At 68.7% G+C, this 13,726-nt stretch carries 14 protein-coding genes; 11 read left to right on the forward strand and 3 right to left on the reverse strand.

Features of this window, described 5'->3' with window-relative positions:
- Positions 1–199: 199 nt before the first annotated feature.
- Positions 200–1,840 carry an acyl-CoA carboxylase subunit beta gene (locus M8859_RS10630; RefSeq protein ID WP_159929341.1) on the reverse strand — a complete coding sequence of 547 codons (1,641 nt, stop codon included), beginning with the start codon at positions 1,838–1,840 and terminating at the stop codon, positions 200–202.
- Positions 1,841–2,046: 206 nt separating this feature from the next.
- Here M8859_RS10630 and M8859_RS10635 point away from each other — a divergent pair, with 206 nt between their 5' ends.
- On the forward strand, positions 2,047–2,286 hold the full coding sequence (locus M8859_RS10635) for a hypothetical protein (protein WP_249644156.1): 240 nt from the start codon (positions 2,047–2,049) through the stop codon (positions 2,284–2,286).
- 27 nt (positions 2,287–2,313) lie between these two features.
- Positions 2,314–3,117 (forward strand): biotin--[acetyl-CoA-carboxylase] ligase, encoded by an 804-nt coding sequence (locus M8859_RS10640; protein ID WP_236565686.1) that lies wholly within the window; start codon positions 2,314–2,316, stop codon positions 3,115–3,117.
- Positions 3,118–3,195: 78 nt separating this feature from the next.
- Here the strand turns inward: M8859_RS10640 and M8859_RS10645 are convergent, their stop codons facing one another.
- Positions 3,196–4,149, reverse strand: coding sequence for an acyl-ACP desaturase (locus tag M8859_RS10645; RefSeq protein WP_249644157.1), 954 nt, complete (start codon positions 4,147–4,149; stop codon positions 3,196–3,198).
- 189 nt (positions 4,150–4,338) lie between these two features.
- Between M8859_RS10645 and M8859_RS10650 the strand changes: the two genes are divergently transcribed.
- The 3 genes from M8859_RS10650 to M8859_RS10660 are packed head-to-tail and all read left to right on the forward strand — an operon-like array spanning position 4,339 to position 6,885.
- On the forward strand, positions 4,339–4,884 hold the full coding sequence (locus M8859_RS10650; protein ID WP_195071616.1) for a PH domain-containing protein: 546 nt from the start codon (positions 4,339–4,341) through the stop codon (positions 4,882–4,884).
- 17 nt (positions 4,885–4,901) lie between these two features.
- On the forward strand, positions 4,902–5,579 hold the full coding sequence (locus M8859_RS10655) for a response regulator transcription factor (RefSeq protein WP_159929324.1): 678 nt from the start codon (positions 4,902–4,904) through the stop codon (positions 5,577–5,579).
- Between the two features lies 1 nt (position 5,580).
- On the forward strand, positions 5,581–6,885 hold the full coding sequence (locus M8859_RS10660) for a sensor histidine kinase (RefSeq protein WP_195071615.1): 1,305 nt from the start codon (positions 5,581–5,583) through the stop codon (positions 6,883–6,885).
- A gap of 1 nt (position 6,886) precedes the next feature.
- Here M8859_RS10660 and M8859_RS10665 read toward each other — a convergent pair whose 3' ends face one another.
- Entirely contained in the window at positions 6,887–7,426 is a 540-nt protein-coding gene (locus M8859_RS10665) for a GtrA family protein (protein WP_372492898.1), read from the reverse strand.
- A gap of 39 nt (positions 7,427–7,465) precedes the next feature.
- Between M8859_RS10665 and M8859_RS10670 the strand changes: the two genes are divergently transcribed.
- The 6 genes from M8859_RS10670 to M8859_RS10695 all read left to right on the forward strand — a co-directional run bounded on the left by M8859_RS10670 (position 7,466) and on the right by M8859_RS10695 (position 13,597).
- The gene (locus M8859_RS10670) at positions 7,466–8,686 is read left to right on the forward strand and encodes a 5-(carboxyamino)imidazole ribonucleotide synthase (RefSeq protein WP_372492899.1); all 1,221 of its coding nucleotides are present in this window, start codon (positions 7,466–7,468) and stop codon (positions 8,684–8,686) included.
- A complete protein-coding gene (gene purE, locus M8859_RS10675; RefSeq protein WP_195071613.1) occupies positions 8,679–9,194 on the forward strand; it encodes a 5-(carboxyamino)imidazole ribonucleotide mutase in 516 nt (171 codons plus the stop codon). The genes M8859_RS10670 and purE overlap by 8 nt, the downstream gene beginning before the upstream one ends.
- A gap of 232 nt (positions 9,195–9,426) precedes the next feature.
- On the forward strand, positions 9,427–10,617 hold the full coding sequence (locus tag M8859_RS10680) for an NAD(P)/FAD-dependent oxidoreductase (protein ID WP_195071612.1): 1,191 nt from the start codon (positions 9,427–9,429) through the stop codon (positions 10,615–10,617).
- Between the two features lie 135 nt (positions 10,618–10,752).
- Positions 10,753–11,712: an RNA polymerase sigma-70 factor gene (locus M8859_RS10685; protein ID WP_223518569.1), complete on the forward strand. Its 960-nt coding sequence runs from the start codon at positions 10,753–10,755 to the stop codon at positions 11,710–11,712.
- A gap of 34 nt (positions 11,713–11,746) precedes the next feature.
- Positions 11,747–12,865: an ABC transporter permease gene (locus tag M8859_RS10690; RefSeq protein ID WP_249644158.1), complete on the forward strand. Its 1,119-nt coding sequence runs from the start codon at positions 11,747–11,749 to the stop codon at positions 12,863–12,865.
- A gap of 69 nt (positions 12,866–12,934) precedes the next feature.
- Positions 12,935–13,597 (forward strand): TetR family transcriptional regulator, encoded by a 663-nt coding sequence (locus M8859_RS10695; RefSeq protein WP_159930404.1) that lies wholly within the window; start codon positions 12,935–12,937, stop codon positions 13,595–13,597.
- Positions 13,598–13,726 lie beyond the last annotated feature (129 nt).

Raw genomic sequence — 13,726 nt, forward strand, 5'->3', positions numbered from 1 at the left:
CGTCACAGTGCCAGGTCCTCTCTTCGCCTCGAATCAGATGAACTGATCAGGCTGTTCCCGTTTTCCGACAAGCTATGGATGAAGCGATCATCCTCGGATTCACTCGTTGCGTCTTTGCAACAAGGCGGTACACGCCAGGGTAAGTGCTACCGAGTCCGACGCCACCCTTTGTGCGCGGCCTATCGAGCGTATCGCTCGATCACAGCGGGATGTTGCCGTGTTTCTTCGGCGGAAGGGTCACCATCTTGCGTTCGAGCAGTCGCAGCGCGGACACGATCTGGCCGCGGGTGTGCGACGGCGGGATCACCGCGTCCACGTAACCGCGCTCGGCGGCGACGTACGGGTTCACGAGCGTGTCCTCGTACTCGTTCTGGAGCTCGAGCCGCAGCGCATCGACGTCTTGGCCGTCTTTGGCGGCCTGCTGCAGCTGCTTGCGGTAGACGAATCCGACAGCGCCCGAAGCGCCCATGACAGCGATCTGAGCAGTCGGCCACGCGAGGTTCACATCGGCGCCCATGTGCTTGGAACCCATGACGTCGTAGGCGCCGCCGTAGGCCTTGCGGGTGATGATCGTGATTTTGCCCACAGTGGCCTCACCGTAGGCGTAGAGCAGCTTCGCGCCGCGCCGGATGATGCCGTTGTACTCCTGCCCGGTGCCGGGCAGGAACCCGGGCACGTCGACCAGGGTGATGATCGGGACGTTGAACGCGTCGCAGGTGCGCACGAAGCGCGCGGCCTTCTCCGAAGCGTCGATATCCAGGCAGCCCGCGAACTGGGTGGGCTGGTTGGCCACGATGCCGACGCTGCGGCCGTCGATCCGGCCGAAGCCGACGATGACGTTCATCGCGCGCTCGGCCTGCACCTCGAGGAACTCGTCGTCGTCGAGCAGGCGACGAATGACCTCGTGCATGTCGTAGGGCTGGTTCGGCGAGTCCGGGATGATCGAGTCCAGCTCGAGATCCTCCTCGGTGAGCGAGTCCTCGATCGCGCCGGGGATCGGGTCGGTGGCCGGGAATCGCGGCGCCTCGGCGCGGTTGTTGCTCGGCAGGTAGGACAGCAGGTCCTTGACGTAGTCCAGCGCGTCCTGCTCGCCGGAGGCGACGTAGTGCGCGACGCCGGACTTGGTCATGTGCGTGTGCGCGCCGCCCAGGTCCTCCATGGTGACGTCCTCGCCGGTGACCGTCTTGATGACGTCCGGGCCGGTGACGAACATCTGGCTGGTGCCGTCGACCATCACGACGAAGTCGGTCAGCGCGGGGGAGTACACGTGCCCACCGGCGGCCGGGCCCATGATCAGCGAGATCTGCGGGATCACGCCCGAGGCCTGGATGTTGCGGTGGAAGATCTCGCCGTAGAGGCCGAGGGAGACCACGCCCTCCTGGATGCGCGCGCCCGCGCCCTCGTTGATGCCGATCAACGGGCGGCCGGTCTTCAGAGCCAGGTCCATCACCTTGACGATCTTCTCGCCGTAGACCTCGCCGAGACTGCCACCGAACACCGTGACGTCCTGGCTGAAGATGCAGACGTCGCGGCCGTCGATGGTGCCGTACCCGGTCACCACGCCGTCGCCGAGCGGGCGGTTGTTCTCCAGCCCGAAGTTCACGCTGCGATGGCGGGCCAGGGCGTCGAGTTCCACGAAGGAGCCTTCGTCCAGCAGGGCGAGGATGCGCTCGCGGGCAGTCATCTTGCCCTTCGCGTGCACCTTGTCGACCGCGGCCTCACCCATCGGGTGCTTGGCCTCTTCCAGCCGATTCCGCAGGTCAGCCAGCTTCCCGGCAGTGGTGTGGATATCGGGGTCGCCCGCCGGACCTGATGCGGGCTGCTGCTGGACACTCGTCATGGCATCGGAGTGTAACCAGTACCAGCCATTTCCTTCTAACCAAGTCCGGGCTACCCATGAGTAGAAAACCGCAGCTAGATCATATTTCCGACGCAAACTTCCTGGTCGGTAGCCGGGTTGACGGGGCGGAAAACAAGTATCGTTCACGGGCGGGTTCCGGATAGCCTCGAGGCGACGGATTTTCGAGCTCAGGGGAGGAGCCCGTCATGTGGGAATGGGGTAGGGCCTTCGCCGAGTACGCCGCCGCGGCGGCCCCCGAGTACGCCGCCGCGGCGGCCCCCGAGTACGCCGCCGCGGCGGCGTGGACGCGGACCGCCGAGACGGCGCCGAAATACGGCGAGCCCGAGTACTGGGCCGAGACTGCCGAAGCCGAGGGGGAGGGCGGCGACCGTGCGGGCATGGCGTCGTCCGACCCGATCGTATTCGAATACGACCTGGCCGGTTAGCGCTCCGGCGGCGAGTAGCCTGCCGGTGTGCAGAGGCCACCTTTGGATGCAGAGCAGTTGCGGCGCAGTGCCCTCGAGTTGCCCGAGCTGTCGTTCTTCGCACGGATCGACGTGGTGGAGTCGACCGGGTCCACGAACGCGGACCTGATCGCCCAGGCGGCCGATCCGGGCGCCGACCACGTGGTTCTGCTGGCCGAGACCCAGGTGCAGGGGCGCGGCAGGCACGCGCGCACCTGGGTCAGCCCGCCCCGGGCGCAGCTGGCGATGTCGCTGCTGGTGCGGTTGCCCGGGATCGGGCCGGCCTCGCTCGCCTGGCTGGCACTGCTGACCGGCGTCGCCGTGGTGGACGCGCTGCGGACGACGGCGAGCGTGGCCGCGGAGCTGAAGTGGCCCAACGATGTGCTGATCGAGGGCCGCAAGGTGGCGGGCATCCTGGCCGAGGTCGCGTCGAACGCGGGTGGCGCGCCCGCCGTCGTGATCGGGCTCGGGCTCAACGTGAGTCTCACCGAAGAAGAACTGCCGGTGCCGCACGCCACTTCACTGACCATCGCGGGCGCGCGCGAGACCGATCGCACGGTGCTCGTGCGATCGGTGCTGACGGAGTTCGCCCGCCGCTTCACCTCGTGGCGCGACGCGGACTGGGCGACCGACGAGCTGGCCGCCGCCTACCGGGAACGGTGCGCGACGATCGGCACCGAAGTGCGCGCCGAGCTGCCCGGGGGACGGACGCTGACCGGCGTCGCCGAAGGCGTCGACGACTACGGCCGCCTGCTCATCGGCGACCAAGCGGTGTCCGCGGGCGACGTGACGCACCTGCGCGCCCAATACTGACCCGGTTCGCTCGGCGGCGCGGCACGACCGCGCCTCCTCCGGATCGCCCGTTGTCGATCGGATCGCGCGTAGTGGCGCTCAGGCGTGCTGGGTGACGCCGCGCGCGGCATCACGGGCCAGAGCACGGTCGCGCTGCTCCTCGAACTTGACCACGTCCTTGCCCAGCTTCTCGACGTACTCGCCGAGTTCGTCGCGCGCCTGCTCGCCGCGCGGTCCGAAATCGGAGCGGTCGAAGACGTTCCACTGCTTGAACACCGGCTGGAGCACCTCCTCCAAGTGCTGGCGCAGGTCGTAGATGCCGTGTTTGGCCATGAGCACGCCGTAGCGGCGGAAATTGGGCATCCCGGCGCCGGGCATCACGAAGTTCGTCACAATCCTGGTGATCGCGGGCATCGCCTGGTCGGGCACGAGGTCCAGTGCCGCACCGCACACCGAGCGATAGAAGATCATGTGCAGGTTCTCGTCGGCCGCGATGCGCTGGAGCATTCGATCGGCAACCGCGTCGTTGCACGCCTTGCCCGTATTGCGGTGCGAGACGCGGGTGGCCAGTTCCTGGAAGGTGACGTAGGCGATGCTCGCGAGGAATCCGCCCCACCCGTCCGGCGACTGGACACCGGTGCTCATGTGGATCATCCGGGCCTCTTCCAGGGCGACCGGATCGACGCCGCGGGTGACCACCAGATAGTCCCGCATGGCGATGCCGTGGCGGTTCTCCTCGGCGGTCCAGCGGTCCACCCAAACGCCCCACGGGCCGTCCTCGGAGAAGTTCTGCGCGATCTCCCGGTGGTAGGAGGGCAGGTTGTCCTCGGTGAGCAGGTTGGTGATCATGGCGACCCGGGCGACCTCGCTGAGTCTCGATTGATCCGGCTCCCAGTCCGCGCCGCCCAGGGCGGCGAAATTGCGGCCCTGGCTCCACGGGACGTAATCGTGCGGATTCCAGTCCTTCGCCATGGACAGGTGCCGATCGAGATTCTCTTCGGCGACCGGCTCGAGCTCGGCCAGTATTTGCAGCGGGGTCAGGTCTTCGGTCACGCGTTCCTCCACAGTCGGAATCGGCGATGATGCTGAGCCGGGCGTCGTGCTGTGCACTTCGGGCGGGACAGAGCCAGATCGAGCGGAGAAGCACCTGCGCGGAATAGTCACACGCAGGCTGCCGATTGTGCAGCATGACGCGCTGCGGTGTCAGCCGTTCGGGCATCTTCAGGCGGTAGTGTTCCTGACATGGGTTATCCGGAGGATGTGCTGGCGCCGGAGGAACACTTGCTGCTCCATCGCCATCCGCATTGGAAGATGCTCTTCTGGCCGATCGTGACGCTCATCGCCGCCACGGCGCTCGCCGGTTTCGCAGGGGGACTCGTCTCACGCAAGGCCGAGGGCACGACACTGTCGGCGCTGCTCGTCACGGTGCTCGTGGTCTACCTGGGGATTCTCCTATGGCGCTGTGTCGCACCGATTGTCACCTGGAAGTCGACGCATTTCATCGTCACCGACCGGCGTGTGCTCGTGCGCCAGGGCGTGATCACCCACAGCGGCATCGACATCCCGATGAGCCGGATCTCCAGTGTGCAGTTCCGGCACGGGCTGTTCGATCGGTTGCTCGGCACCGGAACGCTGATCATCGAGTCGTCCTCCTCGGAGCCGTTGGAGTACGACGACATCCCGTCGGTACAGCAGGTGCACGCCCTGCTGTACCACCAGGTTTTCGAAGTGGAACGCCATCGCGACGGGCGCGACGAGCGCTGGGACGACCATCGCAGCTACCGCTGAGCCCGTAACCTGGGCGTATGACCGCTGTACTGCTGGCCGAGGACGACGAGGCCATCGCCGCCCCGCTGTCGCGCGCGCTCGGGCGCGAGGGCTACTCGGTGACCGTCGAGAGTTTCGGCCCGGCCGTGTTGCAGCGGGCCCTGGAAGGCGGTCATGACCTGCTCATCCTCGACCTCGGCCTGCCGGGCATGGACGGGCTGGAGGTTTGCCGCCAGGTGCGTGCCCGCGGAGCGGATCTGGCGGTCTTGATGCTCACCGCTCGCACCGACGAGGTGGATTTCGTGGTGGGGCTGGACGCCGGCGCCGACGACTACGTCGGCAAACCGTTCCGCCTGGCCGAGCTGCTCGCCCGGGTGCGAGCGCTGTTGCGGCGCAGCGGAATCGGTGACGACACGGTGGAGGTCGGCGGCATCCGCCTGGAGCCCGCCGCGCGGCGGGTGCTGGTCAACGGCGTCGAAATCGGTTTGGCCAACAAGGAATACGAGCTGCTCAAGGTGCTGATCGACCGGGCGGGCCAAGTGGTGCCGCGCGAGACCATCCTGCGCGAAGTGTGGGGCGACGCGGAATTGCGCGGTTCCAAGACCTTGGACATGCACATGTCCTGGCTGCGCCGCAAGATCGGCGACGAGGGGCCCATGGCCGAACGGCGCATCGTCACCGTCCGCGGTGTCGGCTTCCGGCTGAACACGGACTGACGTGCGCCGCCGGATCCTGCGTTCCATGCTCACCGTGCTGACCCTCACCACGGTGGTGCTCGGTGTGCCGCTCATCTACACGGCGTGGTTGTGGGTGGAGGACATCACCCGCAACGACCTGCAGAACCGGCTGGACCGGATCGCCGCGGAGATCATCGCGCAGGAGCGCGACGGCATGGTGCTCGGCGAGCTGGACATCCGGTCGGTGGCGCCGCTGGTGCCCGAGAACGGCAGGCTTACCATCGTCTATCCCTCGCAGAAGGACAACGCCCTCCGCCGCGACATCGGGGTGGCGCAGGTGCACGATCCGCTCGTCGAATCGCTGTCGATGGGCACGTCCGGTTCGCTGCGCCTGGAGGTGCCCTCGGCGCCGATGCACGCCATGCAGCGCCAAGCGGTCGCGGTGGTCGCGCTGGCGGTGCTCGCCTCGCTCGGCGCGGCGGTCTCGGTCGCGGTGGTCACCGCCCGGCGGGTGGCCGATCCGCTGCGCGATGTCGCGGCACGGGCGGCGCGGCTGGCGATGGGCGATTTCCGGCCCGATTCGCGCAGGCACGGCATCGCGGAACTGGATCGGGTCTCCGACGTGCTCGACTCCGCGACCGTGGAGATCGCCGGACGGCTGCAGCGCGAACACGCACTGGTGGCGGACGTCTCCCATCAGTTGCGCAGCAGGTTGACCGCCGTGCGGTTGCGCCTCGACGAGCTGTCGGCGCATGCCGATCCGGAGGTGGTGCACGAAGCCGAGGAGGCGATGGCCCAGGTCGACCGGCTCACCGACGCGATCGACGACCTGGTGCGCGCGTCTCGCGACGAGGACGCGGCCGATCGCGATCCGGTACCGGTGATGGACGAGTTGCGCGGCGTGGTCGCCGAGTGGACCCACCCGTTCACCGAGGCGGGCCGCACCCTGACGCTGACCGGCGACGAGTCGCTGCGCGCGCCGCTCACGGGTTCGCGGCTGCGCGAGGCGGTCGCGGTGCTGGTGGACAACGCGCTCATGCACGGCGGCGGCACCTGCACGGTGTCGGTGCGCGAGGTGCGGCCGGGCGCCGACCGGGAGCCGCTGGTGTGCGTCGAGGTCGCCGACGAGGGGCAGGGGGTGCGTGACGAACTCGCGCCGCACATCTTCGATCGAGGCTTCTCCGCGGGCGGTTCCACCGGCGTGGGGCTCGCTCTGGCGCGGGCGTTGGTCGAGGCGGACGGCGGGCGGCTGGAATTGCAGCGGCGCAGGCCCGCGCTGTTCGCGGTGTTCCTCGGGTCCTCGAAGGGGCGTTCGCCGAACGCGGCGGTGCCCGAACCGCGGTGACTCAGCTGCGGCCGAGTTCCTCTTCCACCAAGTCCACGAATTCCGCTTCCAATTCGCGCATTTCGTCCGGGAAGACCCAGCGGCGCATCGCCCAGAAACGGAACGCCATCTGCAGCAGATTGCCGATGATGAACGCGCTGATGAAGTCGGCGATGTTCTCGACCGTGAAGCTCACGTTGGGCTGGCGTAGGTCGAAGATGTAGCTGGAGATCCACAACGGCGTGAAGGCCAGGACGACGCCGACGCCGCTGACGCCGAAGAACAGCAGCGCTTCGTGATGACGTTCCCGCCCGCCGCGGTGCTTGAACGACCATTCCCGATTCAGGATGTAGGACGCGATCACGGCGATGACGCCGGAGATGATCTTGGCCGTCACCGGTTTCTCCGCGAGCACCGTCCACTTCAGCGCGTAGAAGATGCCGCTGTCGATCACGAACGTGGTGGCGCCGACGATCGCGAACTTGATCAGTTCCCGATGCCGGTACGCGATATCTTGCAGCGGCTTGGGGAGGACGCTGACCACGTCGTCGACGAATGACACAAGACCGGAGTGTACCGGTACCCATCATTTGCGCCGGACATGACAATATTGTCCGACGTGAGCGCACGTTCCTTCGATCCATCGGCAATGCCCACCGTCACCATGATCGGTGGCGGCCAGTTGGCGCGCATGACCCACCAGGCGGCGATCGCGCTGGGCCAGCGGCTGCGCGTGCTCGCGGAGAACCCCGAGGACCCGGCCGCGCAGGTGAGCCCGGAGGTGGTGCTCGGCAGCCACACCGACCTGACCGCCCTGCGCAAGGCGGCGGTCGGCTCGCACGCGCTGACCTTCGACCACGAGCACGTGCCGACCGAGCACCTGGAGGCGCTGGTCGCCGAAGGCGTCAACGTGCAGCCGCCCCCACAGGCGCTGGTCTACGCGCAGGACAAGCTGGCCATGCGCACCAAACTGAGCGGACTCGGGCTGCCCGTGCCTGCGTTCACGCCGGTGACCTCGGTGGACGACGCCGTGCGGTTCGGTGACGAGCACGGCTGGCGGATCGTGCTGAAGGCGGTGCGCGGTGGTTACGACGGCCGCGGCGTCTGGATGCCGGAATCCGCCGGCGCGGCCGAACAGATCGTCACCGATCAGCTGGCGCACGGCGTCCAGTTGCTCGCCGAGGCGAAGATCGACCTGGCACGCGAGCTGTCGGCGATGGTGGCCCGCTCGCCGTTCGGGCAGGCCGCGACCTGGCCGGTGGTGGAGACCGTGCAGCGCAAGGGCCAGTGCGCGGTCGTCATCGCGCCGGCCCCCGGCCTGCCGGAGGATACGGCCGCCGCGGCGGAGACCATGGCGTTGAACCTCGCCGGTGAACTCGGCGTCGTCGGCGTCATGGCGGTGGAGCTGTTCGAGACCACGGACGGGAAGTTGCTGGTGAACGAGCTGGCGATGCGCCCGCACAACTCCGGACACTGGGGGATGGACGGCGCTCGCACCGGGCAGTTCGAGCAGCATCTGCGGGCCGTGCTCGATTACCCGCTCGGCGACACCTCGCCGCTGGCCCCGGTGACCGTGATGGCGAACATCCTCGGCGCGCCGCAGGCTCCCGCGATGTCGATGGACGAGCGGCTGCACCACCTGTTCGCCAGGCTCCCCGAGGCGAAAGTGCACCTGTACGGCAAGGGCGAGCGCCCCGACCGCAAGATCGGGCACATCAACATCCTCGGCGACGACGTGGCCGAGGTCCGGGAGAAGGCGGAGCGGGCGGCGCACTGGATGTCGCACGCGGTTTGGACCGACGGATGGGATCCGCATGAGTGAAGCAGTGGCCATGACCCCGGCGGTCGGCCTGATCATGGGCAGCGACTCGGACTGGCCGACCATGGAGGCCGCCGCGGAAGCGCTGGCGGAGTTCGGGATTCGCTTCGAAGTGGGCGTCGTCTCGGCGCATCGCACCCCGCAGCGCATGCTCGACTACGCGCGTGATGCCGCCGGCCGCGGGTTGAAGGTCATCATCGCCGGTGCGGGCGGCGCCGCCCACCTCCCCGGCATGGTCGCCTCCGCCACCCCGCTCCCGGTGATCGGCGTGCCGGTCCCGCTCAAGTACCTCGACGGCATGGACTCGCTGCTGTCCATCGTCCAGATGCCCGCGGGCGTGCCCGTCGCCACCGTCTCCATCGGCGGCGCCCGCAACGCGGGCCTGCTCGCCGCCCGCATCCTCGCCGCCCACGACCCCGCCCTGCGCACCCGCATGGAACAGTTCCAGGCCGGGCTCGAACAGATGGTCCTGGAAAAGGACGACGCCCTGCGCACCAAGCTGCTGGGCTGAGCGGTCCAGGATGCGGGAGACCCGCTTGGGCGGGGCTCCGTCAACGTGGTCGTCCGCGTAGGCGACACCGTTCGCCGCCGTCCGGTCGCGCGTGCCGAGTTCGCGCGCGAACCGCTCGCCCGGTTCGAGCGGGCCGGCCGGACGGATCGAATGGTGATCTGCATCACATCGTGTCAGGATGTTCGTCCCCGCGGTGTCTTGTGCTCGAGCCTCTCGGAGCGAAGGAGACACCATGAGCGAGAAGACCGAAGTGGTCGTGGTCGGCGGGGGATATGCCGGTGTGATGGCGGCCAACCGCTTGACCCAGCGTGCGGACGTGGCGGTGACGGTGGTCAATCCGCGCCAGGCGTTCGTTCCGCGGTTGCGGCTGCACCAGTTGGTGGGCGGAACCCACGACGCGGTCGTCGACTTTCGAGAAGTGCTGGCCGAGGGCATCCGGCTGGTCGTGGACAATGTGACCGGGATCGACGCGGCCGGGCGGAGGGTGACGCTGGCCGAGGGTGGCGAGCTCGGCTACGACTACCTGATCTACGCGGTGGGCAGCGGCAGCGCGGGCCCGCGGGTGCCCGGCGCGGCGCAGTTCGCCTACCCGATCGCCACCTTGGAGGCGGCGCAGCGGTTGCGATCGGTGCTGTTCGACACGCCGATCACGGCCGCGGTGACGGTCGTAGGGGGTGGTCCGACCGGTATCGAGACCGCCGCGGAGCTGGCGGAGCAGGGCCGCGGGGTCACGTTGGTCTGTGGCGGGGTGCTCGGTCCGTACCTGCATCCGAAGGCCCGGCGCACCGCCCACAAGTACCTCGCCAAGCTGGGCGTCAGCGTGCTGGAAGGCCCCGACGCGTCGGTCACGGAGGTGACCCCGGAGTCCGTACGACTCAGCGGTGGCCGCACGCTGAACAGTCAGGTCACCATATGGACGGCTGGCTTCGGCGTGCCCGATCTGGCCGCCCGCAGCGGGTTGAGCACCGACACCGCCGGGCGGCTGCTCACCGATGAGACGCTGACCAGCGTCGATGACGAGCGCATCGTCGCGGCGGGCGATTCGGCGGCACCGTCGGATCTGCCGTTCCGGATGAGCGCCTACGCCGCGGGATGCCTGGGCGCCCACGCCGCCGACACGGTGCTGCACCGGATCGCCGGTGAGCAGCCGGAGCCGGTCGATCTGTCGTTTCCCGCCATGTGCATCAGCTTCGGCCGCCGCGCCGGGATCTTCCAGCTCGCCCACAAGGACGACACCGCGATCCGGCTCTACTTCACCGGACCCGTGGGCAAGAAGCTCAAGGAATTCTCCTGCGCCGCCAGCGTCGAACATTTGGTGGAGGAAGCGCACAAACCCGGCTCGCACTCCTGGCCCAAGGACGGCAAGCACAGGCCGGCGCTGCTGCAGGCTCAGCGCGACGACGCGGCGGCACGGGTCGCGTAGGACACCGCCATCGTGGTCGGGCCGGTGATCTCGGCTGCACGGGTGCGGCAGCGCCTGAAGTACGGACGCTGCCGCCCTGGGCGCCACCGGGCTACCGGGAGCCGGACCTGACAATGGCCGACTGGGGAGGACCCCATGGACACAACAAGTGAACCCCGTGGGCATCGGCGGGCCGGTGACACGGCAGCGGGTCGCGACAGCGGCGACCACGCCACCATCGAAGCGACCGAGACGTTCGTCGCCCACCGCAGGCTGCTGTTCACCGTCGCCTACGAGATGCTCGGGTCAGCGGCCGACGCCGAAGACGTCATGCAGGAAGCCTGGCTGCGCTGGATCGCGGTCGACGCGACGAACGTCGACGACCCACGCGCCTACCTGGTTCGCATCACCACTCGCCAAGCGCTCAACCGGCTGCGGTCGATGAAGCGCCGCAGAGAGTCGTACGTCGGCTCCTGGCTGCCGGAGCCGCTGCTCACCACTCCGGACGTGGCCGTCGATGTCGAGCTCTCCGAAAGCGTGTCGATGGCTCTGATGCTCGTCCTCGAGACATTGAGCCCGACCGAGCGCGCGGTGTTCGTGCTGCGTGAGGCATTCGGGATCGATTACGACGAGATCGCCGCGGCGGTCGACAAAACCCCGGCGGCCGTGCACCAGATCGCCCACCGCGCCCGCCGCCACGTCGAAGCCCGCCGACCACGTCGCTCGGTCACCGCGCGCCAGGCCGAGGCGGCTGCCGAGGCTTTCCGCCGGGCGTTGGAAACACGGGACCTGCAAGGCCTGCTCGACGTACTCGCCCCCGACGTCGTGGCGATCAGTGACGGAGGTGGCATCAAACAGGCCACGCCACGGCCGGTCATCGGCGCCGACAAGGTCGCGCGCTTCATCGTCGGCGGCCTCACCAAGAACAAGGTCACGCTCACCGTCGAGCCGACCTCGATCAACGGCAGTCCCGCGTTGGCGCTGCACGTCGAGGGAGCGCTCGACGGCGTCATCGCGATGCGCGTCGAGGACGCCCGCATCACCGGCCTCTACTACGTGCGCAACCCGCAGAAACTGACCCACATCGAATCCGAGACCCCACTCACCCTGCGATGAACACCAGCCACGGCCCACTGTTCGAGGAGAAGACATGACCACGCGGGCACCGCTCGCCACCGACCCGCTTCCGTCCCGATGGACGACAGTGGCCGCAGCTGTAGCCCTGCTGACAGCGATCGTCAGCCTGCTGCTGATCGCTTTCGCCTGGCCATCGGTACGATCCTCGGTACACGATGTGCCGATCGCCGTCGCGGGGCCGGCCACGGTGGTCGGGCAGGTTCGCGCCGCCCTCGATCACCGTCTCCCGCACGGCTTCGAGTTCACCGAAGTCGCCGACACCGCGGCCGCCGAACAACTCATCCGTGACCGGCAGGTCTACGGGGCGATCGACCTGAGTTCCGGCGCCCCGCAGGTCCTCCTCGCCTCCGCAGCCAGCACCGCGGTCGCCCAGACCTTGCAGACAATGGCGACCGGCCTCGGCCAGGCGGGCAGCACCGGCACACCGCCCGCAGTCCGCGATCTCGCCGCCCTGCCCGCCGACGACCCACGCGGCGCGGGCTTGGCCGCAGGCGCCCTGCCCCTTGTCATGGGCGGTCTGCTGGCCGCCGTGCTGCTGACCAGGCTCGTTCGTGGCGCCGTCCGCCGGGTCACCGGGGCACTCGCCTTCGCGGTCACCGGCGGCCTGGCCGTGGCAGCGATCCTGCAGTTCTGGTTCGGCTCGCTGAGCGGCTCCTACCTCGCCAACTCCGGCGCGGTCGCCCTCAGCATCGCGGCCACCTCCTTGATCGTCCTCGGGCTGGAATCCCTGTCGGGATACGTCGGAATCGGAATCGGCGCCGTGGTCATGATGCTCATCGGCAACCCCCTGTCGGGTGCCGCGACCGCGCCGGAGATGCTGCCCGGCTGGTCCGGCGCGTTCGGCCAGCTGCTGCCGCCCGGCGCGGGCGGCAGGTTGCTGCGCTCCACCGCCTTCTTCGACGGACGCGGCGCCACCCAAGCCGTCATCGTCCTGCTGGCCTGGCTCGCGCTCGGTGTCGCACTCTGCCTGTTCGGCGGGTCGCGCGCGCGTCGTGCCGCCACGGCGCGGTGCGCGACGCACCCACCGGCCCACAGCACGCCACCCTCGCCAGCTGACCCGCATCGAGCGGTAAGCCGGCCGGCGGTGGCATCCGATGCCCGGAGCGTCGGCGACTTCCCGCCACTGAGGTGACCGGCAGGAGGATTCCTACCTTCGGCCGCTGGCTACGGTTGGTGCGTGACTACAGGGGATATCGCTCGGATGCGGGGAGACGACGACACCGCGCATTTTCGGCTGACGGTGGTGGATCAGGCGCTGCGGTTGTTCGCCGAGAAGGGGTACGAGGCGACGACGGTGGACGAGATCGCGGAGGCGGCGGGGATCTCGCGGCGGACGTTCTTCCGGCAGTTCCGGTCGAAGGAGGACGTGATCTTCGCCGATCACGAGTCGCAGCTCGCGCAGGCGGCGGAATTCCTATCCGCGTCGCGCGAGGACCCCTGGGAGGCGGTGTGCGCGGCGGTGGTGCTGGTATTCGAGCGGTTCACGCAGTGGCGGGAGATCGCGGCGCGGCGGTATCAGGTGGTGCGCCGGGTGCCCGCGCTGCGTGAGCGGGAGATCGTCACGGTGTTCCGCTACGAACGGTTGTTCACCGACTTCTTGCGGGAGCGGCTGCCGGAGGCCCCGGATCTGGCGCGAGTGCAGTTCACCGCGGCCGTCACGGCGACGCACAACTATCTGTTGCGCCGGATGGTGCGGGGCGAGTCGGACGCGGGCGCCGCCGACCTGCGGGTGGAGCTGGCCGCGATCCCGCGCGGTGCCGGGCGTGCCGCGAATGCCGAGGATCTGGTCGTCGCAGTCTTCCCGCGCGATGTCCCACCCAGGCAGATCGCGGACCTGCTGGTCCGGAAGCTCGGTACTCTCTGAGGCGGATCGGATTGCGACCGATCTGACACTGAGTGCCACGTAATATCTGCACGTGGTCAGCGTTCTTGCGCGTATACTCGACCGGGATGTGGCACTGAGTGCCGATGCGCTGACTCCACTTGGCGGGAA

This window comes from Nocardia sputi, assembly GCF_023501985.1.